Below are 24,307 nucleotides of genomic sequence, written 5' to 3' on the forward strand. Positions count from 1 at the left end.
TTCCTATTAAAAATCGTCGAAATCTATACTACCCTTAGAATAGTTTACAACATTTCCTTCAAAGAAGTTCGTTCTTTGGTCATTAAAACTTGCATATCCATCAACCCAAGGAATTGGATGTTTTACATTATATTCTGGTTTATATCCAACAGCCTCTAGTCTTCTATCTGCTAAATATTCAATATATTGTCTAATTATTCCATCCGTAAAACCTAAAATTTGACCTTGAGTAATATAAGCCCCCCATGATGACTCAAGTTCAACAGCTTTTCTGAACATATCTCTAACTGTTCTTTCCAATTCGTCTGTAAACAAATCTGGTCTTTCTTTTCTAACACTATTTATCATATTTTGGAATAACAATAAATGTGTTACTTCATCTCTTTGAATAAATCTAATCATTTGAGAAGAACCTAACATTTTCCCAGATTTACCTAATGCATAAATTGCTGCAAATCCTGCATAAAAGTATAAACCTTCAAGAATTTGGTTAGCAAACAATGCTAAAAGTAACTTTGTATCTGTTAATTCTCCATGTGAAAGATTTTTATAAACACTTGCAATATAAGTATTTTTTTCTTTTAATTTAGCATCATTTTTCCACATATCATAGATTAAATCTGTGTTATCAGAAATTGATTCAACCATAACAGCGTATGATTTACTATGATTTGCTTCTTCATAAGATTGTCTAGATAAACAAGCATTTATTTCAGGAGCTGTAATATATGGATTTATATTATCCATTAGATTGTTTGTTTGTAAACTATCCATAAAGATTAACTGAGATAAAACTAAATCATACATTCTTTTTTCAGCTGGAGTCAGATATTTATAATCTTTTGCATCTTGCGTCATTTGAACTTCTCTTGGAAACCAAGTATTCGCTTCCATCATATCCCATAAATTTAAAGCCCATTGATACTTCATTCTAGTGAAATTTATCATCCCATCAGGATTTCCACCAAAAACTCTTCTATCATTTAAACTTTCTTTTGATTCAGGATTATAATTAGTTTTTCTTTCCATATCTTTCCTTTTTTATTAAAAAGCATCTGGTTTATTGACAACCAGCACACTCCATACTTCTATCTTCTACATCATTCTTTGCTTCTGGACTTTGACTTCTTAGATAATAAGTTGATTTAAGACCTAATTTCCAAGCTAAAGTATAAATTTCATGTAAATATTTTCCACTTGCTTTATCAAGACTCATAAAGATATTTGTACTTTGACCTTGATCTATCCATTTTTGTCTAATTGCTGCTGCTCTTATTAAATCAAGTTGATCTATTTCAAAAGCTGGAGTATAGTATCCCCAAGTATCTGGACTTAGTTTTGGTACAACAACTGGTATTAATCCACTTAAATTCTCTTCAAACCATTTTCTTTTATAAACTGGCTCAATTGCTTGAGTTGTTCCAACTAAAATTGAAATAGAACTTGTTGGTGCAATTGCCATTAGGTAACCATTTCTCATTCCATCTTTTTTAACTTTTTCTCTTAAGCTTTCCCAATCACAAGAAGAATCAAATAAATCTTTCTCAACTAAAGCATTTACACTTTGTGGAGCAAAATCATGTGGCATAATACCTTTACTCCAATTTGAACCATCAAATGTTGGATAAACACCTTTTTCAACAGCTAAATTTGAGCTTGATAAAATTGCATTATAAGATATTGTTTCCATAACTTCATCAACTTTTTTGAAATGCTCTTTTGATCCCCAAGTTATTTTAGAAGAAGCTAACATTTCAGCCTCTCCCATAACTCCTAAACCAATACTTCTAGATTTTAAGTTTGTAGCTTTTACTTTTCTTAGCGGATAGAAATTTAAATCTATTACATTATCAAGCATTCTAACAGCTATTGGGACAACTCTTTTTATATCTTCAGTAGTATTTATTCTTGAAAGATTTATTGAAGCCAAATTACAAACAGCTGTATCACCATCTGTTTTTTCTTTTTCTACAATAAATATTTTTTTACCACCTATACTATCTAAAGCTGTCACTTTATTTGCTTTTTTCTCTAAATCTCCATCAACTTTTACTAAATCTTCTTCTTCAAAAACTTTAATAGTTCCATCTTCAAATTCAATTTTTATTTTGTAGTGATTTGGATTTGTATTTTGGAAAATCTCTGTACATAAATTTGAACTTCTAATATGCCCAACATGAGAATTTGGATTTACTCTATTTGCTGTATCCTTGAAGCATAAAAATGGACTACCACTTTCAAAATATGAAGTCAAAATCTTTTTCCATAAATCTTTTGCTTTCATTCTATCTTTTGTAATATTCTCATTTTGTTCATATGCAACATATTTAGCCTCAAACTCTTCGCCATAACATTCACTTAAATCTTTTACTTCTACAGGGTCAAAAAGTGTCCAATACGAATCTTCTAAAACTCTTTTCATAAATAAATCACTAATCCACAATGCAGGGAATAAATCGTGAGCTCTTCTTCTCTCTTCTCCAGAGTTTTTCTTTAAATCGATAAAATCAATGATATCCATATGCCATGGTTCTAAATAAACAGCAATTGCACCTTTTCTAGTACCTAATTGGTCTACCGCAATTGCAATATCATTTGTGATTTTTAAAAAGGGTACAGTTCCACCAGCTGCACTTTTGTGACCATCAATTGCTCCACCTAAACTTCTAATTTGGTTCCAATCCCAACCAATACCACCACCATATTTAGATAATAGTGCCATTTCTTTATAACCATCAAAAATACCTTCGATATTATCTGGACTTGAACCAATATAACAAGAACTTAATTGATGTCTATTTGTTCTAGCATTTGATAAAGTCGGAGTTGCAAGCATAACTTCAAATTTAGAAATAACATCATAAAACTCTTTTGCTCTTTCTTGCTTATTCTCTTCATTTTGAGCTAAGAACATAGCAATAGCCATAAACATTTGTTGTGGTAACTCTATTGGCTCACCTTTATTATTTTTAATTAAATATCTATCATATAAAGTTTTTACACCTAGATAATTAAATAAAAAGTCCCTTTCTTGCTTTATATAACCATTTAAATCATCTAAATCATAACCTTTTGCTAAGTTTGGAATTAATCTTCCAGCTTCAATTCCAAATTTAATATATGATTTTAAATGACAATAAGGCTCACCTTTTATTCCATGTGTTGCTATACCAACTCTATGATATAAATCATATAAGAACAATCTAGCAGCTACAAATGTCCAATTTGGGACATCAATATCTATTTTTTCTACAGCAGTTTTAATTAACGCATCTTGAATATCAGAAGAACTCATACCATCAATAAATTTTATACGAGAATCTAATTCTAATTCACTTTGACTAACTCCATCAAGTCCTTTTGTAGCTTCAATAGTCATTTTTTGGATTTTTGTAATATCCAGAACCTCTTTTCGACCATTTCTTTTTTGAATCATTATCGTCATTTATTTACCCCTAAAAAATTATTTAAAAACTCTGTTAAAAATTTTATCTACATTTTTTGTGTAATAATCAAAATTAAAACACTCTCTTATTTTTTCTTCGCTTAAAGATTTTCTTAACTCATCATCTGCTAGTAGATATTGAAGATATAAAGATTCTCCTTTGTCATTTGTAGTAGGTTTTCCTTGTTGGATTTCTTGCCAAACTTTCATCGCATTTCTTTGAACTATTTTATAAGCATCTTCTCTACTTACACCTTGAAGTGGAAGTTCTAATAAAACTCTTTGAGAGAATACTAATCCTCCAGTTAGATTTAAGTTTTTCATCATATTTTCAGGCATAACTGTAAGATTTGCGATTACACTATTCATTCTATGAAGCATGAAATCTGTTGTAATAAATGCATCTGGTAACCAGAATCTTTCTGTTGAAGAGTGAGAAATATCTCTTTCATGCCATAAAGCTACATTTTCCATAGCAGGAATACAATAAGCTCTAATCATTCTTGCAAGTCCAGTTATATTTTCTGTTAAAATAGGATTTCTTTTGTGTGGCATTGCTGAACTTCCTTTTTGTCCAGCTGCAAAATACTCCTCAGCTTCATAAACCTCTGTTCTTTGTAAATGTCTTACTTGTACAGCAAATTTCTCAACACTAGAAGCTAAAAGAGCTAAAGAAGTTGCGAGTCTTGCATATCTATCTCTATGAATTACTTGATTAGAACAAGGTTCTGGTTTAAGTCCTAACTCAGCCATTGCATACTCTTCAAGTTCTAATGGTGCATGAGCGAAATTCCCCATAGCTCCACTAATTTGTCCAACTACAATTACTTCCATAGTATCTTCAAGATTTTTTAAATGTCTTGCTACTTCATCATACCAAACTGCAAGAGTAAGTCCAAAAGTAATAGGCTCACCATGAATCCCATGACTTCTTCCAACCATTAAAGTGTATTTGTGTTCTTCAGCTCTTTTTTTAATAGATTCCATAAGCATTTTCACATCTTTAATGATGATTTCTAAAGAATCTCTCATTTGTAATGCAACACCTGTATCAACAGCATCTGAACTAGTCATTCCATAATGGAACCATCTTGATTCTTCTCCTAAGCTTTCAGATACACTTGTGTTAAACGCGATTAAGTCATGCTTTGTAATAGCTTCAATCTCTTCTATTCTCTCCACAGAAAATTTTGCATTTTTTACTATTTTTTCGCAATCTTCATCTGGAATAAGACCTAACTTGTTCCAAGCCTTAACAGCTGCCTTTTCAACTTCTAACCAAGCTGCATATCTTGCTTCTTGAGTCCATTTTGAGCTCATCTCTTCTCTTGCATATCTCTCAACCATAAAAAATCCCTTATAATCATATTTCTATAAATTTTATACTATTATTTTGTTAAAATTAAGGGATATTGTATCCATTATGAACTTAAAGTAGGAAGGCTATTTTGGCATTTACATTAAAAAAATACAAAGCAATAAAAGATAAAAAAATACAGTTATTTTTAATAAAAGACTTAGGCTTAGACCCAAAAGTAGGGCAAAGATTAACTTCTAAAGGAAGAATATTTGATGAAAATATGAATACAATAAATACAGGCGAAACCATCCCAACTGAATATATTTTTATTGCTGTTTTTGAAGGTACAACGAGAGGGCTAAAACCCTTACTTGAATTTAATGATTTTGCTATTTTTGATAAACCAACAAACTTAATGGTTCATCCAATTTCAAAAAACACTCCTTATTCTCTTCTTGATGAAATTCGTTACCATTTTGGTGAAAATGCAAATCTAATTCATAGAATAGATGCTGAAACATCAGGTCTTGTAATTGTTGGGAAAAATAAGAAAAGTGAAATCGAGCTAAAAGATATGTTTCAAGAAAAAAAATATCATAAATCCTATTTAGCAATAATTCAAGGAGAAATAAAAGAAGAAATTACAATAAATAGAGGATTAGATAGAGAAGGGCTTGCTATTGGTGTAAGAATGAAAGTTTGTGATGATGGAAAAGAGTCAATAACAATAATTAAACCTATAAAATATAATAAGAACAGAGATTTAACACTAGTAGAAGCTATTCCACTTACTGGACGACAACATCAAATTAGAGTTCATTTATATTCTATTGGTCATACCATTTTAGGAGATCCAATTTATGGGATTGATGATGAAAATGCAGAGAATTATTTAAATAAAACATTAAGTGAAGAAGATAGATTTAAAGTAACAAAATCACACAGGCTTTGGCTTCATGCAAACTATTTGGAATTTTCTTATAAGAATATTACGTACAAAATATTTTCAAAAAATGATGAAATTTATAGGGAGTTTGACAAATAAAAGCAAACAAAAGTTTGCTTTTAAATAATTATTTTACAAAGTTTGCTAATTCTTCTTTTTTAGAAATTTTATCTACTTTTACAACTTTTCCATTTTCTAAACTATATACAATAATTTTTCCATCTTCTTTTGTAAAATTATCTTTATTTGTATCATCTAAAAGAAGGATTGAGAAAGGATATTTTTTCATTTTTGGTAAAGCAATGAATTTAGATATAAGACTTGGCATTCCAGAAATATCCGCAACATAAACTGCACCATTTTTCTCTAAAACATTCTCTTTTTCACTTAATGGTAAAAGATAATCTCTTAACATATCACTTGAACCTTTGTCGCTTGCAAAAAGAATAGTTTTTACTTTTTGATCAACTATGTGTTCTTTTTCAAACTGATCTTTGATTTTTATCTCAGTTATAGTTGAATCAACAGCTAAAGGTGCTGCGTTTAATCCTAAAGCTAAAAAAGTAGCTAATAATAATTTTTTTATCATATTTTTCCTTTGAAATTTTTCGAGATTTTATCTGTAAAAAGTAAACAGAAAATTAATTTTCTTTTGATAAAGTTGGTAAATGCCATTTTTTATAGTACGCAAGAACTCTTAAAACAACACCAAATATAAATACAAGAATAAGTGAAAATAAATTTCTTAGTTCAAAAATCTCTAAAATATAAACAATACTACCAATAATCAAAGCAACTGTTGCATAAAACTCTGAAACTAAAATAAAAGGCATTCTATTTATTAGAACATCTCTTATAGTTCCTCCACCAACAGCTGTTATAAATGCTAACATTACAGCACTTAGAAAGTTAAAACCACTCTCAATAGCAATAATTGCCCCAGTTATTGCAAATGATGAAAGTCCAATAGCATCAGATATCACAAAAGCCCATTTACCTTCAAGATTTGTAATTTTATGAAGTTTAAAAAGCATTGCAATTAAAACAGTTACAATAACAAGACTAAGAGGTAAATTTGAAGTAAAAACATAAGGAGTTCTATCTGCTAAAACATCTCTTGTCATTCCACCACCAAAAGCAGTTAAAAATGCAGAAATAAAAACTCCTAAAATATCAAGTTTGCAGTGTACGGCAATTAAAAAACCACTTAATGCAAAAGAGATTATTCCTATGATATCAGCAATCTCTAAAGCACTCATTTTAAAAGCTCTTGCATTGCAATTGCAGTTTGTCTAATCTCCCATTGAGCATGTTCATCAAGTCTTAGTTTAAAATAGTTATCTAGCTGTTTTGGCATAAATGCACCCCAAATTTGAGTATAACCCATTTGAGGGATAACTCTTCTAGCTTCTTGAGGTTTAATTCCTTCTTCAAGTAGCTCAAAATATAAATCTTCACTTTGTTTAATAAGGTCTTGTACTTTTTGATTGTCTCTTAATTTTTCACTTACATAAAATTCAAAAGGTACTCTTTTTGCACTTACATATCTTCTACTTAACTCTTGCCATGATACCCTATGTCTTACCATTTGACTTCTTGTTGGGAAATCAACTTTAAATAAAAATACTTTGAAGTAGTCTTTTATAATATCACACTCTTCTTTCGTATTAAAAATTGTTCGAATATCAAAACTAAACTCTTCTTTTAAATTCTCAAAATCATAAACTAATGCTCTATAATTTGTTAATAAATATCTATCATCTAAATTTTCACCAAATTTTTTACAATTTGAATACTCTAATTTTAGAATCTCTTGATGCTTAGGGTTCTCATAATCAAGTAACACAGGTACAAATTCAAAACTAGAACTTGGTAAACCCATACTCTCTGCCATAAGCCTATTATATAAACTTTCACTTCCTAAAGCTTTCGGATTTTGATAACAAATTGAAGCTACTTGAGTTATAGCTAAAATTCTATTTTCTTCATTTAAATTGGCTCTACTAAAATCCCAATTCTCTACAAAACCAATATTATCGCCTAAAATATTTTGTTTTTCATTTATTTTTTCTATCACTATTTTGCCTTTATAAAAAATTGAATGTTGATTATACAAAAAAGTTTATTATGATATAATTTCGACTCTATTTCTACCAAGATTCTTTGCTTTATATACAGCTTCATCTGCTCTTTTTATAGTTTTAAATATATCTTCATCATCTTTATATATTGTTGCACCAAAGGAACATGTTCGTTTCCCAATTTTTGGGAAATTATAAATTTCTACTTTATGTCTTAAATTTTCTAAAATCTTCAACAAATCTTTTTCATCTTTTAATTTAAGAACTAATATAAACTCTTCTCCACCCCATCTAACAAAAATATCATTACTTCTTAAATTAGTACAAATAACTTTTACAAAATCAATTAAAACTAAATCTCCAACATCATGACCAAATGTATCATTAACATATTTAAAATTATCTATGTCAAGCATAACAACTGCTAATTTTAAATTGAATTTATTAATACTTATTATCCAATCTTTGTAATATTTATCAAAATACTCTCTGTTATAAGCATTTGTCAATTTATCTTGAGTTACTTTAATTTCTAATTTAATTTTCTCTTTGATTGTATTTGTAATATCAGTAAATCCAACTATCATAATATCTTCATCAAAACTATTTACAGTAACAAAAAATTTATGTTCTTTTGAATCTTTTCCTTTCATAGCAACAATTCTTTTTGAACCATCAAGAATTTTTAATTCATTTATCCAATCTTCAGGATTTTCCAATTTCTTCAAATGGAAAAATTCATCATTTTGTATGAAAAATTCACAAATACTTTTATGAGATTTTTTAAAATCTGAAAGATTTGAAAAACCAAAGAAATCAAAAAACTTATTATTTGCATATTTTGTGTTTTTCCCATTTGTTAAAATAATCATATTGTCTTGTAAATCTATAAGCTTTTCAATTCTTTTATAACTTCTTTTTAATCTATCTTCAATCTTTTTTTCTTTAGTTACATCTTTTATTATTGAAAAAAGAATTATTCCACTTGTTGTTTCTATAGGAGAAGAATCTACTTCTACAATTTTGATTTTTCCATTGTTTAATTTATGCTCAAAAACAAAAGAATTTGTCTTAAGTTGCTTTGCTTCTTGATAAATAGTATTTAATTCTTCTTGAGAAAGTTGATTTATTTCATTTACATTCATAGATTTGAGTTTTTCTAAAGAATATTCATAAAAACTAACTGCACTATTGTTTGCATCTAATATTTGACCATCTTTAGGGTCTATTAGTAACATAATTGAAGAGTGTATCCTAAACATATTTTCAAATCTATCTTTTTCATTATTTAGCTCTTTTAGTAATTTTTGTTCATTATTAAAATTTCGCTTCATAACTGAGATAATAATTATACTAGCAAAAATAAACAGCCCCAGAAAAATAGATTTTACAATCAAATTATCTTTCCAAGATTTTAAATATTCATCTTGAGAAAGTGCTACTTGGATATAAAAAGGAAACTTTTCCATAGTTATAAAACTTGCAAATCTTTTTATATCATCAGTAGATGCTGTGTATTCCAAATATCCATATTTGCTTCCAGATTTTATTAATTTAGAAATTTCATTATCTTTAGGCAAAGGTTTATTTATAAAGCCATCATCTAAACTAGGATATCTAGTTATTAGTTTTGTTGTTTCAGAATTTCTGATAAGAGCAACACCATTTTGACCAATATCTATAGATGACAGAATTTTTCTAATAAAACTAGTATTTATAACTGCTGCTAAAATACCATCTAAATTCTTATTTTCATCTCTAATCGCATGTAATAAAAGAATTGATTCTCTGCCACTTAATCTTGAAATTACTACATCAGAAAAAGATTTGTTTAAATCTTTATTGTTTTTTAACTCTTTAAAATATTCTCTATCAGAAACATTTACATCTTTTGATAATCTATTTGAAGCATATTTTATATCTCCATCTTTATCAATGTAGATTAACTTTTCAATTTCATCAAAACTATCAGCAAAACTCTTTAGTTTGATTGAGATAGTATCATTATATTCTTCTAAGATCCTATTGTCATAAAAAACACTATTTTTGTCTTTTGTAAAAATTACCTTTTTTGCAAGTAATAAAATATTATCAACTCTTTCAAAATCATGTTCTATTTTTTTTATTAAAAGTGTGGAAAGATTATTTGTTTCTTTAGATACCTGTTCAATAGCTTTTTGATAATTTGATACTTCTTGACCTATAAATAAAAAAATAATTAAAAATACAGAGACCAAAAACCATCTATGACTAGAAAAGTTAAAATCCGTAAGCACCTTAAAATTCAATATCAACCAACCTATATATTTTATAAAAGTAAAATATTATATTTAAATCAACTTCTAAAAGCAATCATCTAAATAAATAGTTACAATAATTTATTTAAAAATGATTCTAAAAGTATTAAAATCATTTTCATAAGTATATGTAAGTTTAAAATTATGTCTATCAATAATCTTTTTTACAATACTCAATCCTAAACCAAAACCATCTCTTTGTACAAGTTCTTGAGTAAAAGGTTTTAAATAGTATTCAAAATCTTTTGATAATTTTTCACCATTATTTAAAACCGAAATTTCATCTTTACAAACTTTAATAACAATAGGCAATGAAATAGCATATTTCAAAGCATTGTCAATCAAATTTTTTAAAGCAACAGACAAATAATCTAAATCTGCCTCTATTTTGAAATCTTCTGAAATTTCTATATCTACTTTAGTTTCATCTTCTAAATAGAGTTTTCCTAAAGATTCCAAAACTAAAGTTTCTGCACTAAATATTGTTAAATTTAACTTTGTAATATTTAATTTTTCAAGTTCTATTAACTCATTTGTCAAGCTCTCTAAATCATAAAAAATCTTTTTAAGTAGCTCTTTTTGAGAAAAATTATCTATTTTTTCAATAGCAAATTTTCCTTTTGCTATTGGAGTTCTTAACTCATGACCAATATCTCGAAGTAATTCTTCTCTTGTTTTTATAGAGTTTTCTAAAGAACTAGCCATAGAGTTAAAGCTATTTGCTAAAGTTCCAATTTCATCATCTGATTTTATATTTATTCTTGTTGACAAATTACCATTTGCAAAAGTTTTTATATCTTTTGTTATTGTTTTTAAGGGAGTTAATAATTTGAGTATATATAAAAATATAAGTAAAAGTACAGAAATATCTAAAAATACTAAAGCATTTAATATAGTTTTATCACTTAAACTCTGTTCATCTAAAGTTTTAAAAATATATTGTTCATCTAAATATCCTATTTTTAAAATATAAATATTTGATGATTTATATTTTAATATCGATATATTTCCAAACGTAGAATCTTGAAAATAGATAATTTCTAAACTATTTTCATCTAAAGAATTTACTTTTTCTAAACCATTTTTTAAAATCAAAGAATCTAAATAATTTTTATTTTCTATATTTTTAAAAATATCATCAATAACTTTTAAATACTTCTCTTTTGCAAAATTATCTACTCTTTTTGAGTTTATATTATCAATCCATAAACCAATTATGGTCATTAAGACAAAACTTAAAATAAAAAGTAGAGTTAGCTTTTTGAAAATTGACATTCTAACCTACAAACTTATAACCAATTCCCCAAACAGATTTTATATATTTAGGGTTCTTAGGATCATCACCAATCTTTGCTCTTATATTTGATACATGCATATCAATAGTTCTATTTTTTGTGTTGAAATCCAGAGAAGTTGCATTTAGAATCTGTTCTCTTGAAGATATTTTATTTTGATTTTCAACTAAATATATAAAAATTTCAAACTCTATTTTAGTAAAATCAACAGCATAACCATCCACTAAAACTGTTCTGTTATCTTTATCTATTAAAAAATCTCCAATTTTAAAAGATTTATTTGAATTTCTTTTTAAAATAGATTCTATTCTTAAAACCAACTCTCTTGGTTCATAAGGTTTTGCTAAATAATCATCAGCTCCCAGTTCAAAACCATGTATTTTATTACCTATATCACCTCTTGCAGTTGAGATAATTATAGGTACATTTTTGATAGCTTTTAGTTTGTTAAATAGATCAAATCCATCCATAAAAGGTAGCATCAAATCTAAAATTATAATTGAATAGTCATTGTTTGTTTTAAAATCTTCTAAAACATCTTTGGGATTATCAAAAGCTTTAACAACAAATCCATAATCTTTTAGATAATCAACTATTAAAGATTGCATTTGCAAATCATCTTCAACTAGTAAAACCTTTTTATTCAATTATCCACTCCTTGAAATGGTCTGCAAACTCATCTCTTTGTTCTTCATTTAAAATTTCTAATATTTTTTTTATTCTTTTAGCTTCTAATATTGTAGCTTTTTTTTTCATTTCCATTGTCTTTTGAATATATAATTTTTCATCAAAATTTGATTCTTCTATAATATCTTCAATTTCATCTTCAATTTCATCTTTATATTCATAAAACTTTTTATAATCATCTTTTAATTCTACTAAAATATTTTTTATAGCTTTTACTTGCTTCTCATCCAAATTCAAATAATCCAAATTTTTATAAGAATATTTATGTTCATGCTTACTATCAGCATTTAATATCAAAGTAATACTACATAAAATCAGAAATATCTTTAATATTTTCATCTTCAATTAATCCTTTTTCAATATCACTATGACAAGCCTTACAATTTGCAACACTCTTTATTTTCTCATTTTTAAAAACATTTTTTGGTATATCTTTATGTCTTTTTTTCCAATATTCTGTTTTACTTAGAGCAATTATATCTTTATTGCCTATGGAATTTATAAAGTTCCAACTAGCTTCCATAGTTGAAGTTTCTGCACTATTTTTTATTAAAAAACTCAAAATATCCTGATTTGTTTCTTCATCTAAACTCGCATCATCACCAAAATGATTTTCCAAATCACTCATAATTAATTCCCAAGATTTTTTAGGCAATAAATTTGGTGGGATAAAGAGTATGACAACTTGCACACTCGTTTACAAAAGCTACATTTTGTGTTTTGTAATCAATTGCTTCATACTTTGAAGCGACTAATGCATTATCTGGTTTATACAAATTAAAAATCAAAAAAGCTATAAAAACTATAAACATAAAAATAGCAAACAATTTTTGAAAAAATGAAACTTTTATACTTTCATCTTCAACAGTCATTTTATAACCTGTTGCTATTGAATTTAAAGTTTCATGTTTTTTATGAAGTAATCTATCTACAGCAATTCCTGCTAAGTGTGCAACAATTAAAAATATAAGAAAATTTGCAAAAAATTCATGAATCTCTTTAAAAAGTTTCATATTCTTAAAAAAGGAGTCATTTAAAAAAGATGCTATTCCTTTTCCTTCTTGTATTCCATAAGCTAATACACCTGTAACTATTACAATAAAAGTAACTACTAACATAGTTATCATTACGTAAGAAGCTAATGGATTGTGACCAATATATTTTTGTTTGTCATCAAAAATATTTTTTAAAAACTCTTTAGCTTCATTTTTATTTGCAGGAAAATCTTTAAACAAAGAGTATTTTGGGCCAAAATATCCCCAACAAACTCTAAAAACTAATAAAATTAAAATAGAATAACCAATTATTGCATGGTAATTAAGAAGCTTATCATCATCTGTTAGAAAAGCAAGTAGAATAAACAAAGCAAACAAGAGGTGAAAAACTCTTGTTGGTAGTGACCATATATATGATTTTTGCATATTAATCATCCTTTTCCCATTTTCCGTAATTTGGAATATTTACATCTTCTTCACTAAATATACCTTTTTCGGCATTTTTGTGGCAAGCTGTACAGTTAAACAAACCTTTAACCTCTTTTTGAGTTATTAAATTTTCTTTAATTTCTTTATGTTTTTTCTTAATGTATGGCATTTTTGAAATAGAATCTGGGATTGTTCCATTTAAATTTTCTACTATTTTTCTACTTCTTTTATAATTCATACTTTTTTCAGCACTATTCTCATTTAAATAGCTAGATAATGTTTGAAAAGTTTTTTCATCTACACTAGCATCATCTCCAAAATGGTTACTTAAATTAGACATCATTTTATTCCAAGCACTACTTGGTAATAATCCTGCAGGATAAGCAAAGTGACAGCTTCCACACTCATTTTTATAAATTTCATTATTTACAGGTTTAATAGTTACATCCATTTCACCAGCATACATAAAACAAGCAGTCAAACCTAAAAAAACTAATTTTTTCATTTTAAACTCCTTACTTGTTTATGATGTAAGTAACTACATCACCTTTTTCAAGTGCTGTTCCTTCACGATTATAAACGTCATTGAAGTTTCTTTTTAACCATTTCTCAATTTCAGCTCTATCTGTAAATCTTTTTGGATTTGCTTTTGGAGAAAGAGCATTTATTGTTTTACCTGTAAAATGATTTTGATTCGATTTATTTAAATCTGTACCATGACAAGAAGCACAAGATATTAATTCACCTTTCTTACCAACATGTTTTGATAAAAATATATCTTCACCTCTTTTATAATCAAATCCTTTAAAACTTGTATCTTGTTTTAAAACTTCTTGTTTTAAAGAGTCTAAAAAGTCATCAACTGTCGCACTAAAACTTAAAGTTGCTACTAAACCAGCTACTAAAATTGCTTTCATAATCTTACTCCCAAATATTATTTTATATTTAGAATGTTACAAGAATAGTTTCAAGATACTATGTTTTAAAGATTGACAATTTATTTACAAATTTATTTATAATTAATATAATTAACCAAGCCAATAACATTGTAACTAATGTATGACTTAAAAAGTGGTCACCAATTAATATTTTATATCCTCCAGTTAATACTCCAACTGTTATTGCAAAAGTTAAGGCAATTTTTTGATTTCTTGGATTTTTAAAGAAAAAGTATAGAGCCATCAAAGAAAACCCCATTGTTGCATGACCAGCTGGCCAACATCTAAATTTTTTTTCTTGAACATAATCTTTAGGAAAAGATTCTAAGATTCTTACATCAATAGATTTTCCACCAAAATCCACAATTTCATTAGGACAAGGTACATTAGTAATACTTTTTAAAGAAGCCAATGAAGGTACTAAGATTGTACTTAAAGATAAGATTACTAAACCTTTTTTATAACTGTGAAGTAATTTAAATCTTTTTATAAAAGAAAGAATTGCTAAAACTAAAATGATATTGGAAAAAATAATAAACAATTTTTTGAATCCATCATAAAAGAAAAATTTCAAAATAGCATCTTTTCTGTTAATAAACCAAGATTTTGTTTCAAAATCATAAAAAAGTGATTGAAATTTTACATCAAAATCTGTAAATTGAAATAGTAAAATCACAGCGCAAAGAAGTAGCGCTGTATATATAATTTGCTTAGTGCTCGATTCTAGATTCATTTAAAATATCCAATTCTTTTTTATATACTTCTGTTTTTACTTCAAAAAGTCCTAAAAGAGTATCAAATAAATTATCATGTGAATACTCTTTATCTTTATTTTGTTTTATTTTACTTCTATCATACTCATGAGCCATCTGTCCATTATCTAACCAAATTAAAGAAGCAACATGTGTTTGTGCTTTTGGAGCTATTGCATAAGGCATACCATGAAGATATATTCCATTTTCTCCTAAGCTCTCACCATGATCAGATACATATAACAATCCTGCTTCATGAGTATTTGAATATTTTTTTAAGAAATTTATAGCTTTTGATAAAAAATAATCAGTATATAAAATTGCATTGTCATAGGCATTACCTATCTCTTCTTCTGTACAGTTTTCTAACTGATTTGTTTTACATACAGGTGTAAATTTCTCAAACTCTTTTGGATATCTTTTATAATAAGCGGGTCCATGGTTTCCCATTTGATGAAGAACAATTAAAATATCTCTACCTTTATTCTTTTCAATATAATCTTCAAGACCAACTAGCATACCTTCATCTCTGCACTCATCTTCGTTGCAAATTGTATTTTTTTCCGGTGTTTTATAATCTTCGTAATCAACTCTTAATGCAACACCTTTTGAATCAGAGTTATTATCTCTCCACAAAATAGCAATATCTTGAGTGTTACTTAAAACATCTAAAACATTTTTTGTTGTTGCTCCTTTTTTATAACTATAGTCATCTTTTGGGAAAATAGAAAACATACAAGGAACAGAATGAGCTGTTGATGTTCCACATGAAGACATATTTGTAAAACTTACAAGTTCTTCTTGTTTTAATAATGGATTTGTCTCTTTTGAATAACCATTTAATGAAAATCTATCTGCTCTTGCAGTTTCTCCAACAACTAAAATGATTAATTCTTTTGGTTCATTTTTTTCTTCAACTACTTTTGAATCTAAACCAATATCTTTTATTTGTGTAGGTGCTGTATCTAAAGTTTTATTAGCATAATTTCCTATGCTATACATCCAATAAATAGGATTTATATTATATCTTAGAGGTTTATGTTCTCTAAAAAAAGATGTATAAAATTTAGAAAAACTAAAAACAATAACAAGGATAACTACCAAACATAAAATTATAGTTTTAATTTTAGATAGTAACTCACCTTTAAATGATTTATAATTTATTCTAGTTTTATAAACAATATATGCTGGCAAAATAGCCAAAAAGATTACATAAAGTACCAACCTAAAACTAAATAAATCAGCAGATTCTTTAAAACTTGTTTGTAAACTGTTTCTAATCATCTCCGTATCAATAACAACACTATAGCTATCCATAAAATAAGCTGTAAAAGCTGAAACTATAAAAAGAGTCATTAATATAGGTTTTGTTGTATATTTTGAACTAAATAAAGTTAGCAAAAAGATAATTAAAGAAGTTAATACAATAGCAGTCGATAAAAAATATAAAATATTTGAACCTGAGAAGCCATAAGTATTAAACAAATCTTTAAAAAATTTGTAATTATAAAATAGAGTAAAATATATTGCACTAATAACAATTAATTTACTTTGAGAAAGTCTTAACACGCAGTTTTCCTTATAAAAATATAAGAATATTAGCAATAAATAATTAATAAAAGCCTAATAAATTGTAAAGTAATTGTCAAGAATTAAATGAAGTAGTAACATTACTACTTCATTTTTGTAAAAGATATCTAATAGTTGGTCCATCACTATCTATTAAAAGTACTTTATATCCATGATTTTTTGCATCTATTGGAATATTATTTATACTTTGTGGACAATCACTAATAATCTCTAAAATTTCACCTGCATTTAATTCTTTCATAGCTTCAAGTGTATTAATTGCAGGATATGGACAAGGTTCACCTTGCATATCGATTCTATAATCTGGAATTATTTCTTTATTTTCCATATGTTTTCCTTATCTATTTCTTGATTTGTTTAAATATTTTTTTTCTAAAACTAGAATTACTATAAAAAATAGTAGAAGTAACCCATAATTTGCAATTAATCCACCATAATTACCAAAACTTTGAAGAAGGTTTATTTTTGGCCAAGATGTTGCAAGAGTAGGGCTTATATCATCCCAAACAAAAGCTAATAAAGTTGCACCAATTATATTTCCAACTCCAACAATTGCAAAATGAACTTGTCCTTCAACAGCTCTATACATCCATCCACATTCACAACCACCAGCAATAACTATTCCAAAACCAAAAAGTAATCCACCAATAACGACATTTGGTCCTGTCCAAAATATCTTAGGTGCTGCACCCATATTTAAATATGTGAATACTCCTAAAGTTGCAACAACCATCCCTATAATAATTGCAATAGCTAATTCACTTCTTCCTGTTGTAAATATATCTCTAAATGCAGATGTAAAACAAACTTGTGCTTTCGCAATAATAAGTCCAAATGATGCTCCAAAAAGTGCTGCCATACCAAGTTTTGGACTATTTGCAATGAAAATTAAATACAGTGCATAAAGGATTATTAATATAAATGCGATTGTTCCTAATGTAAAAAAGTTTTTTACCTTCACTTCATCATGAGGTAAATTTTTTGAACAAGAAACTTTTTGCATTTTAATCTTTGACTGTAAAAATGGACTTAATGCAACTTTTACTCCAAAATAAACTCCTACCATCATAAAAGCTGTAAAAATCCAAGCATGAAAACTAAATTGTGGTATTCCTGTAAAAAAGCTAGCTAAGTTACATCCCATACCAAGTCTTGCTCCAAATCCAGCAATTATTCCACCAATAAGAGCTTGATAAACTCTAATTCTATTTACAGGCATTCTAAACTTTACATTATTTCCCCAAAATGCTGCAACAATACAACCTGCAAACATTCCAATAATCATTACCCCATCTACTCTTGTGAATATATTCCCTTCTATACTCATAAGCTTATAATATCCCCAAGATGATACATCAACTCCAAAAAGTTGTAAAAAATGTCCACCCCATCTAGTAAACTCTCCAGTAACTGCCCAATAAGTACCAGTTATTCCAAAATAATAAGCACTTAAAATTCCAAGAGCTATAACAGCTGGAACTGGTTTCCAAAACTTTGTAAAATAGTTTTGTCTTAGATTTTGCAAAAATTCCATATTTTGCTTCCTAACAATAATAAAATAAAAGTGATTGACTCTCTTCGTAAAAGAAATGAAATTTATATATGAAGTCTAGTCTGTTTGCTCCGCAAACCTTAAAAACGGAGTTTAACAAACTATATATTAATTTGTTCTAAAAAGAGTAAAAATATTTTTACCATATTTATTTTTTGTTTAACCATATTTTAAGCTATTATAAAAATCTAAGTTTTTTTTAGATATAATCCGCGAAAATTTTAAATAAAGAAGAAGTATGAGAGACATTAGAAATATAGCAGTTATTGCTCACGTTGACCATGGAAAAACTACTCTAGTAGACCAACTTTTAAAACAAAGTGGTACATTTTCAGCACACCAAAATGTAGATGAAAGAGTTATGGATAGTAATGCAATCGAAAAAGAAAGAGGTATTACAATCCTTTCAAAAAATACAGCAATTGACTATGAAGGTGTAAGAATTAATATTATTGACACTCCGGGACACGCCGATTTTGGTGGAGAAGTTGAGAGGGTTTTAAAAATGGTTGATTCTGTTTTATTACTAGTTGATGCACAAGAGGGAGTAATGCCTCAAACAAAATTCGTTGTTAAAAAAGCATTATCTTTAGGGCATAGACCAATTGTTGTAGTAAACAAAATAGATAAACCAGCTGCTGAACCAGATAGAGTTGTTGATGAGGTATTTGACCTTTTTGCACAAATGGATGCAACTGAAGAACAATTAGAATTCCCAGTTATTTATGCAGCTGCAAGGGATGGTCTTGCAAGATATGATGTAAATGATGGAAATATGGATTTCAAACCATTATATGACACTATTTTAAAAGAAGTTCCAAAACCTCAAGGAGCTGATGAAAATGGATTACAACTTCAAGTATTTACTCTAGATTATGATAACTTTATTGGAAAAATTGGTATTGCTAGAATTTTTAATGGTACTATTTCTCAAGGTGAAACAGTTTTATTATGTAAAGCTGATGGAGAAAAAATAAAAGGAAGAGTATCTAAGCTTATTGGATTTAAAGGAATGGATAGATTCGATATTAAAACTGCTGGTTCTGGGGATATTGTTGCAGTTGCTGGATTTGAAACTATTGATGTTGGGGATTCTTTATGTGATCCAACAAATCCAATGCCACTTGATCCTATGCATATTGAAGAACCAACTTTATCTGTTACATTCTCTGTAAATGACTCTCCATTAGCAGGAACTGAAGGGAAATTCGTAACTTCAAACAAAATTGATGAGAGATTAAAAGCTGAAATGAACACAAATATTGCTATGAGTTATGAGCAAATTGGTGAAGGTAAATTTAAAGTAAATGGAAGAGGTGAGCTTCAGGTTACTATTTTAGCTGAAAATATGAGAAGAGAAGGTTTTGAATTCTGTATAGGAAGACCTGAAGTTATCATTAGAGAAGAAAATGGTATTAAAATGGAGCCATTTGAGCATTTAGTAATCGATACTCCAGATGAATTTAGTGGTGCTATTATTGAAAAACTTGGAAAAAGAAAAGCTGTTATGACAAATATGGTTCCAATGGGAGAAGGTTCTACTAGATTAGAGTTCGAAATTCCAGCAAGAGGATTAATCGGTATTAGAACAGAATTCTTAACTGAAACTAGAGGAGAGGGTGTTATGAATCACTCATTCTTAGAGTTTAGACCATACTCTGGTACAGTTGAAAGTAGAAAGTATGGAGCACTAGTTTCTATGGAAAATGGAGAAGCGTTAGCTTACTCAATTTTTAACTTACAAGATAGAGGAGTTATGTTTATAAAACCTCAAGATAAAGTATATATTGGTATGGTTGTAGGACAACATGCTAAAGATAATGATTTAGATGTAAATCCTATTAAAGGGAAACAACAATCAAATGTAAGATCTTCTGGAGCTGATGAAGCTATTAAACTTATCCCACCAAGAACTATGTCTTTAGAAAATGCTTTAGAGTGGATTGAAGAAGACGAAGCTGTTGAAGTTACTCCTGTATCTATAAGAATAAGAAAAAGAGAACTTGATCCAACAGTTAGAAAAAGAACTGCAAAAAAAGAGAAAAATTCATAATTTTTTCTAAATAAATTTTACGAAAGTAAAATATAAAAAAAAGGAGAGAAGCAAATTGTTTCTTTCCTTTTTTTATTTGTAATATATTCTTGACACAAAAATAAAAATCAAATATAATTTATCAATTAGGTAGGTGATAAATATGAAAGTATCAAAAAAAACGGATTATGCGCTAAGAGCTCTATTTGCAATAGCTGCAGCAGATAATTTAATATCAATAAGAGAATTATCTGAATCAGTTGACGTTCCAAGAAGATTTTTAGAAAATATCATGCTTGAAATGAATAAAGTAGGGTGGGTTAAAAGTATTCCTGGTCGTTATGGAGGTTATGTTTTAGCAAAAGATGCTAATGAAATAACTTTAGGAGAGGTAATTAGATATTTTGAAGGAATGATAGCAATGATATCATGCGTTTCAGTGTCAAGTTATGAACCATGTAGTCAAGAAGGTAAGTGTTATTTTAGAAGAGTATTCTTAAATATTAGGAATTTAACTGCTCAAATCTTAGATAAAACAACAATTGCTTCTTGTTTAGGGCAAGCCCCTGTAACAAAAGAAGATGTATTAAAAGAAGAATTTGTAGGTGGATTGGGAATTTAAAAATTATAAAGTATCTTTACCTTAGATACTTTGTAATTAATTTCCTCATTTACTTTAGTTATTATTGAAATAAAAGGTTAAATTCATTATAATTTCACCAATTTAGTAGATGATAGATTTTCTAACAAAAAATTGGTAAGATTTATATAATCTTTATAAATAATGTTTTATTAATTGAAAAAATGCACAAAAATACATTTTGATAATCTTAGAACATTTGATTTAATTTATAGATACAAAAATGGAAGAAATAACAAAAAATAGTCTCTTTTCAAATAGAAAAGAGTTTATAAATGATATTGACAAAAAATTATTTAATAAACTAGTTATATTTGATATAAGTGGATTTGGGAACATAAACCATTATTATGGTTACCAAATTGGAGAAAAAGTTTTAAATTTGGTTTTTCTAAGACTAGAAGACAAATTTTTAAATAGTAAAATATATTATTTAGGGGCAGATATCTTTGCTGCTGCATCTAGTATTGAAGTATCAAAAGATAGATTTATTCAAACCATTAAATCTATAATTTGGTATTTTGGCTACTCTCCAATAGAATTAGAGCATTACAAAATCTACATACCTTTAAGAGCTGGGGTTGCAATAAATTATTCAAATCTAATTTTTAGTGCAGAATTTGCTTTAAAACAAACAAGAGTATTAAAACACAATTTAGTAATTTATGATAGTGAACAACATCAAATTTCTCATCCAAACTCATCAACAATTGAACAAGACTTATACTGGGAAACTCAAATAATTCAAGCTGTAAAAAAAGATAAATTTGAAATATTTGCTCAATCAATTAGTAATCAACAAGAAAAAAAATATGAAATATTAGTAAGAATGAAAGATTCAAAAGGAGATATTATATCTCCATATTTTTTTATTGATAGAGCGAAAAGAATTAATCTTTATAGTGAAATCACAAAAAAAGTTATTCAAAAATCATTTGAATTCTTCGAAGGTAAAAGTATTGAATTTAGTATAAATCTATCAATTAGTGATATATTAGAAAAAGAAGTTGTTGATTTTTTAATACAAAAAATATATGAATATGATATTGGGTACTTTTTAACTATTGAAATAACAGAAAGTGAAGGTATAGATAACCTTGAAGAAGTAATTTCTTTTATTAAAATTGTTAAAAATTTAGGAGTAAAAATAGCCATAGATGATTTTGGAACTGGATACTCAAATTTCTCTTATTTAGTTAAACTTCAAGCAGACTTTATAAAAATTGATGGTTCAATAATTCAAGATATAAATAAATCAAAAACAGCAAAAGCAGTTATAGAAGCGATAGTCTTTTTTTCAAAAAAAGTTGGAATGAAAACGGTTGCCGAATTTGTATCATCAAAAGATATATTTAAAGTTTGTAAAGAATTAGAAATTGATTATTTTCAAGGTTATTTGTTTGATGAACCAAAAAATATTGATAGCTTAAAAGAGTTTATAAATAATAAAAAATAAATTATTTTTTAAATTCTCTTTTTCATCTTGACAAAATTAATAAAATATAATATACTTTCACCAATTTAGTAGGTGATAGATTATCGCCTACATTTTTTTTGATATTTTTATATATCATCTATCTTATGAAGATTATATTAGGAGTTCTTATTATGAGAATTAATTTTGGAATATTAAAAAGAACCAAATCACCAATACCTGGTTTTGGTCTTACTATGGGATATACAGTTTTTTATCTTAGTATTATTGTAATTATCCCTTTAATTGCTCTTTTTACAGAAGCATTCAGTTTAGGATGGGATGCTTTTATAAATGCGACAACTGACCCAAGAGTAGTTGCAAGTTATAAACTAACATTTGTAACTTCATTAATAGCAGCAATGGTAAATACTTTTTTTGGTTTGATTGTTGCTTGGTGTTTAGTTAGATATACATTTTTTGGAAAAAGAGTTTTTGATGCAATAGTTGATTTACCTTTTGCGCTACCAACAGCTGTTTCAGGTATTGCTCTTACAACACTTTATTCATCTCAAGGATGGTTTGGACAATTTTTAGAGCCTCTAGGAATAAAAATAGTATTCACACCTATTGGAATAACAATTGCATTAATATTTATTGGTCTTCCTTTTGTAGTAAGAACTATCCAACCAGCTCTTGAAGAGATTCAAATAGAGCAAGAAGAGGCAAGTGCTAGTTTGGGAGCATCAAGATGGCAAACATTTTATAAAGTTATTTTGCCAACAATATTTCCAGCACTATTGACTGGTTTTGCTCTTTCGTTTGCAAGAGCTTTAGGTGAATATGGTTCTGTTGTTTTTATAGCTGGAAATATGCCATTTAAAACAGAGATAAGTACTCTTTTAATTATTACAAAACTTGAACAGTATGATTTTGCAGGTGCTACAGCAATTGCAGTTGTGATGTTATTAATCTCTTTCGTAATGTTATTATTGATTAATATACTCCAAAGATGGAGTTCAAGAAGAAGAGGAATGGAGGCAATATGAAAACACGAAGTAATTCAAAAACATCATTAGATGAATCAAAAATTGTTAAATATTTATTAATAGGTACAGCTATAACTTTTTTAATGGTTATGCTAGTTATTCCACTAATTACTATATTTGCAGAGGCTTTTAGAAAAGGAATAGAAGCATATTTTATCTCTTTTGAAGATGAGTATGTTTTACAGGCCATTAAATTAACTTTAATAACAGCAGCTATTGCTGTTCCACTAAATTTAATTTTCGGAGTTTGTGCATCTTGGGCAATTGCAAAATATTCATTCTTTGGAAAAAGCTTTTTAATAACTTTAATTGATTTACCATTTGCCGTAAGTCCAGTTATTTCGGGTTTTGTATATGTTTTACTCTTTGGAGCACAAGGTTGGTTTGGACACTGGTTAATTGAGAATGATATACAAATTATATTTGCAGTTCCAGGAATTGTGTTAGCAACTATATTTGTAACTTTTCCATTTGTTGCAAGAGAATTAATTCCTTTAATGCAAGAACAAGGAAATGATGAAGAACAAGCAGCACTTCTTTTAGGAGCTAGCGGTTTTCAAACATTTTGGAAAGTTACCTTGCCAAATATAAAATGGGGACTTCTTTATGGGGTAATATTATGTAATGCAAGAGCAATGGGAGAATTTGGAGCTGTTTCAGTTGTTTCTGGACATATCCAAGGAATTACAAATACTATGCCATTACAAGTTGAGATTTTATATAACGAATATAACTTTGTTGCAGCATTTGCTGTTTCAACACTTTTAGCAATACTTGCACTTTTAACTTTGGTATTAAAATATATCTTAGAGTGGAAAGTTCAAAGAAGAATAAAAAAATTAGAAAATGAATAGTAGGATAAATT

General features: G+C 27.6%; 24 protein-coding genes. 6 read left to right on the top strand and 18 right to left on the bottom strand.

The features are described 5' to 3' along the window. Positions 1 to 6: 6 nt before the first annotated feature. From ACBT_RS11535 to purB, 3 genes are read right to left on the bottom strand one after another with little or no spacing between them, the layout of a single operon-like run. Complete coding sequence (locus tag ACBT_RS11535; RefSeq protein WP_024774296.1) at positions 7 to 1,029, bottom strand: ribonucleotide-diphosphate reductase subunit beta; 1,023 nt, start codon at positions 1,027 to 1,029, stop codon at positions 7 to 9. A gap of 31 nt (positions 1,030 to 1,060) precedes the next feature. Continuing rightward, positions 1,061 to 3,445 (bottom strand): ribonucleoside-diphosphate reductase subunit alpha, encoded by a 2,385-nt coding sequence (locus ACBT_RS11540; RefSeq protein WP_034218396.1) that lies wholly within the window; start codon positions 3,443 to 3,445, stop codon positions 1,061 to 1,063. 18 nt (positions 3,446 to 3,463) lie between these two features. Beyond that, on the bottom strand, positions 3,464 to 4,792 hold the full coding sequence (purB, locus tag ACBT_RS11545) for an adenylosuccinate lyase (protein ID WP_024774294.1): 1,329 nt from the start codon (positions 4,790 to 4,792) through the stop codon (positions 3,464 to 3,466). Between the two features lie 101 nt (positions 4,793 to 4,893). Between purB and ACBT_RS11550 the strand changes: the two genes are divergently transcribed. After that, a complete protein-coding gene (locus ACBT_RS11550) occupies positions 4,894 to 5,790 on the top strand; it encodes an RluA family pseudouridine synthase (protein ID WP_024774293.1) in 897 nt (298 codons plus the stop codon). Between the two features lie 28 nt (positions 5,791 to 5,818). Here ACBT_RS11550 and ACBT_RS11555 read toward each other — a convergent pair whose 3' ends face one another. The 15 genes from ACBT_RS11555 to yedE all read right to left on the bottom strand — a co-directional run bounded on the left by ACBT_RS11555 (position 5,819) and on the right by yedE (position 18,289). After that, positions 5,819 to 6,280, bottom strand: coding sequence for a hypothetical protein (locus tag ACBT_RS11555; protein WP_024774292.1), 462 nt, complete (start codon positions 6,278 to 6,280; stop codon positions 5,819 to 5,821). 52 nt (positions 6,281 to 6,332) lie between these two features. Beyond that, positions 6,333 to 6,950: a trimeric intracellular cation channel family protein gene (locus ACBT_RS11560; RefSeq protein WP_024774291.1), complete on the bottom strand. Its 618-nt coding sequence runs from the start codon at positions 6,948 to 6,950 to the stop codon at positions 6,333 to 6,335. Beyond that, positions 6,947 to 7,768, bottom strand: coding sequence for an FAD-dependent thymidylate synthase (locus ACBT_RS11565; protein ID WP_024774290.1), 822 nt, complete (start codon positions 7,766 to 7,768; stop codon positions 6,947 to 6,949). Before ACBT_RS11565 ends, ACBT_RS11560 begins: the two co-directional genes overlap by 4 nt. Before the next feature lie 48 nt (positions 7,769 to 7,816). Beyond that, complete coding sequence (locus tag ACBT_RS11570; protein ID WP_169729038.1) at positions 7,817 to 10,060, bottom strand: diguanylate cyclase; 2,244 nt, start codon at positions 10,058 to 10,060, stop codon at positions 7,817 to 7,819. A 90-nt stretch (positions 10,061 to 10,150) separates the two neighbouring features. Further along, positions 10,151 to 11,344 carry an ArsS family sensor histidine kinase gene (locus tag ACBT_RS11575; protein WP_024774288.1) on the bottom strand — a complete coding sequence of 398 codons (1,194 nt, stop codon included), beginning with the start codon at positions 11,342 to 11,344 and terminating at the stop codon, positions 10,151 to 10,153. Position 11,345: 1 nt separating this feature from the next. Next, entirely contained in the window at positions 11,346 to 12,011 is a 666-nt protein-coding gene (locus ACBT_RS11580; protein ID WP_024774287.1) for a response regulator transcription factor, read from the bottom strand. Further along, a complete protein-coding gene (locus tag ACBT_RS11585) occupies positions 12,004 to 12,390 on the bottom strand; it encodes a hypothetical protein (RefSeq protein ID WP_024774286.1) in 387 nt (128 codons plus the stop codon). The genes ACBT_RS11580 and ACBT_RS11585 overlap by 8 nt, the downstream gene beginning before the upstream one ends. Further along, positions 12,356 to 12,679, bottom strand: coding sequence for a cytochrome c (locus ACBT_RS11590; RefSeq protein ID WP_024774285.1), 324 nt, complete (start codon positions 12,677 to 12,679; stop codon positions 12,356 to 12,358). The genes ACBT_RS11585 and ACBT_RS11590 overlap by 35 nt, the downstream gene beginning before the upstream one ends. Positions 12,680 to 12,698: 19 nt before the next feature. Next, positions 12,699 to 13,472: a cytochrome b/b6 domain-containing protein gene (locus ACBT_RS11595; RefSeq protein ID WP_024774284.1), complete on the bottom strand. Its 774-nt coding sequence runs from the start codon at positions 13,470 to 13,472 to the stop codon at positions 12,699 to 12,701. Position 13,473: 1 nt separating this feature from the next. After that, positions 13,474 to 13,980: a diheme cytochrome c gene (locus tag ACBT_RS11600; RefSeq protein ID WP_024774283.1), complete on the bottom strand. Its 507-nt coding sequence runs from the start codon at positions 13,978 to 13,980 to the stop codon at positions 13,474 to 13,476. Between the two features lie 10 nt (positions 13,981 to 13,990). Beyond that, the gene (locus ACBT_RS11605; protein WP_024774282.1) at positions 13,991 to 14,392 is read right to left on the bottom strand and encodes a DUF1924 domain-containing protein; all 402 of its coding nucleotides are present in this window, start codon (positions 14,390 to 14,392) and stop codon (positions 13,991 to 13,993) included. A 58-nt stretch (positions 14,393 to 14,450) separates the two neighbouring features. Then, positions 14,451 to 15,146: a phosphatase PAP2 family protein gene (locus ACBT_RS11610; protein WP_024774281.1), complete on the bottom strand. Its 696-nt coding sequence runs from the start codon at positions 15,144 to 15,146 to the stop codon at positions 14,451 to 14,453. Beyond that, on the bottom strand, positions 15,124 to 16,734 hold the full coding sequence (locus ACBT_RS11615; RefSeq protein WP_024774280.1) for a phosphoethanolamine transferase: 1,611 nt from the start codon (positions 16,732 to 16,734) through the stop codon (positions 15,124 to 15,126). Before ACBT_RS11615 ends, ACBT_RS11610 begins: the two co-directional genes overlap by 23 nt. Positions 16,735 to 16,843: 109 nt before the next feature. Then, the gene (gene yedF / locus ACBT_RS11620) at positions 16,844 to 17,083 is read right to left on the bottom strand and encodes a sulfurtransferase-like selenium metabolism protein YedF (RefSeq protein WP_024774279.1); all 240 of its coding nucleotides are present in this window, start codon (positions 17,081 to 17,083) and stop codon (positions 16,844 to 16,846) included. A 9-nt stretch (positions 17,084 to 17,092) separates the two neighbouring features. After that, positions 17,093 to 18,289 carry a selenium metabolism membrane protein YedE/FdhT gene (gene yedE, locus ACBT_RS11625; protein WP_024774278.1) on the bottom strand — a complete coding sequence of 399 codons (1,197 nt, stop codon included), beginning with the start codon at positions 18,287 to 18,289 and terminating at the stop codon, positions 17,093 to 17,095. 256 nt (positions 18,290 to 18,545) lie between these two features. On the opposite strand from yedE, the gene typA reads away from it, so the two are divergent. The 5 genes from typA (at position 18,546) to cysW (ending at position 24,296) form a co-directional block, all read left to right on the top strand. Next, positions 18,546 to 20,360, top strand: coding sequence for a translational GTPase TypA (typA, locus tag ACBT_RS11630; RefSeq protein WP_024774277.1), 1,815 nt, complete (start codon positions 18,546 to 18,548; stop codon positions 20,358 to 20,360). 142 nt (positions 20,361 to 20,502) lie between these two features. After that, positions 20,503 to 20,961, top strand: coding sequence for an RrF2 family transcriptional regulator (locus ACBT_RS11635; protein ID WP_024774276.1), 459 nt, complete (start codon positions 20,503 to 20,505; stop codon positions 20,959 to 20,961). A 241-nt stretch (positions 20,962 to 21,202) separates the two neighbouring features. Further along, positions 21,203 to 22,435, top strand: a complete 1,233-nt coding sequence (locus tag ACBT_RS11640; protein WP_024774275.1) for an EAL domain-containing protein — start codon at positions 21,203 to 21,205, stop codon at positions 22,433 to 22,435. 152 nt (positions 22,436 to 22,587) lie between these two features. Beyond that, a complete protein-coding gene (gene cysT, locus ACBT_RS11645) occupies positions 22,588 to 23,442 on the top strand; it encodes a sulfate ABC transporter permease subunit CysT (protein ID WP_024774274.1) in 855 nt (284 codons plus the stop codon). Beyond that, positions 23,439 to 24,296 (top strand): sulfate ABC transporter permease subunit CysW, encoded by an 858-nt coding sequence (cysW, locus tag ACBT_RS11650; RefSeq protein WP_024774273.1) that lies wholly within the window; start codon positions 23,439 to 23,441, stop codon positions 24,294 to 24,296. The genes cysT and cysW overlap by 4 nt, the downstream gene beginning before the upstream one ends. The last annotated feature ends 11 nt before the right edge of the window (positions 24,297 to 24,307 follow it).

The sequence above is a fragment of the Aliarcobacter cibarius genome (assembly GCF_013372265.1).
GTDB classification, from domain to species: Bacteria; Campylobacterota; Campylobacteria; order Campylobacterales; family Arcobacteraceae; genus Aliarcobacter; species Aliarcobacter cibarius.

What these genes read in the sequence shown, in the direction of transcription:
- ACBT_RS11590 (WP_024774285.1), bottom strand. Translation starts at nt 12,679, where the DNA reads ATGAGTGATTTGGAAAATCATTTTGGTGATGATGCGAGTTTAGATGAA.
- purB (WP_024774294.1), bottom strand. Translation starts at nt 4,792, where the DNA reads ATGGTTGAGAGATATGCAAGAGAAGAGATGAGCTCAAAATGGACTCAA.
- cysT (WP_024774274.1), top strand. Translation starts at nt 22,588, where the DNA reads ATGAGAATTAATTTTGGAATATTAAAAAGAACCAAATCACCAATACCT.
- yedE (WP_024774278.1), bottom strand. Translation starts at nt 18,289, where the DNA reads ATGGAATTTTTGCAAAATCTAAGACAAAACTATTTTACAAAGTTTTGG.
- ACBT_RS11575 (WP_024774288.1), bottom strand. Translation starts at nt 11,344, where the DNA reads ATGTCAATTTTCAAAAAGCTAACTCTACTTTTTATTTTAAGTTTTGTC.
- ACBT_RS11600 (WP_024774283.1), bottom strand. Translation starts at nt 13,980, where the DNA reads ATGAAAAAATTAGTTTTTTTAGGTTTGACTGCTTGTTTTATGTATGCT.
- cysW (WP_024774273.1), top strand. Translation starts at nt 23,439, where the DNA reads ATGAAAACACGAAGTAATTCAAAAACATCATTAGATGAATCAAAAATT.
- ACBT_RS11610 (WP_024774281.1), bottom strand. Translation starts at nt 15,146, where the DNA reads ATGAATCTAGAATCGAGCACTAAGCAAATTATATATACAGCGCTACTT.
- ACBT_RS11595 (WP_024774284.1), bottom strand. Translation starts at nt 13,472, where the DNA reads ATGCAAAAATCATATATATGGTCACTACCAACAAGAGTTTTTCACCTC.
- ACBT_RS11605 (WP_024774282.1), bottom strand. Translation starts at nt 14,392, where the DNA reads ATGAAAGCAATTTTAGTAGCTGGTTTAGTAGCAACTTTAAGTTTTAGT.
- ACBT_RS11585 (WP_024774286.1), bottom strand. Translation starts at nt 12,390, where the DNA reads ATGAAAATATTAAAGATATTTCTGATTTTATGTAGTATTACTTTGATA.
- ACBT_RS11640 (WP_024774275.1), top strand. Translation starts at nt 21,203, where the DNA reads ATGGAAGAAATAACAAAAAATAGTCTCTTTTCAAATAGAAAAGAGTTT.
- ACBT_RS11540 (WP_034218396.1), bottom strand. Translation starts at nt 3,445, where the DNA reads ATGACGATAATGATTCAAAAAAGAAATGGTCGAAAAGAGGTTCTGGAT.
- ACBT_RS11560 (WP_024774291.1), bottom strand. Translation starts at nt 6,950, where the DNA reads ATGAGTGCTTTAGAGATTGCTGATATCATAGGAATAATCTCTTTTGCA.
- typA (WP_024774277.1), top strand. Translation starts at nt 18,546, where the DNA reads ATGAGAGACATTAGAAATATAGCAGTTATTGCTCACGTTGACCATGGA.
- ACBT_RS11535 (WP_024774296.1), bottom strand. Translation starts at nt 1,029, where the DNA reads ATGGAAAGAAAAACTAATTATAATCCTGAATCAAAAGAAAGTTTAAAT.
- ACBT_RS11555 (WP_024774292.1), bottom strand. Translation starts at nt 6,280, where the DNA reads ATGATAAAAAAATTATTATTAGCTACTTTTTTAGCTTTAGGATTAAAC.
- ACBT_RS11635 (WP_024774276.1), top strand. Translation starts at nt 20,503, where the DNA reads ATGAAAGTATCAAAAAAAACGGATTATGCGCTAAGAGCTCTATTTGCA.
- yedF (WP_024774279.1), bottom strand. Translation starts at nt 17,083, where the DNA reads ATGGAAAATAAAGAAATAATTCCAGATTATAGAATCGATATGCAAGGT.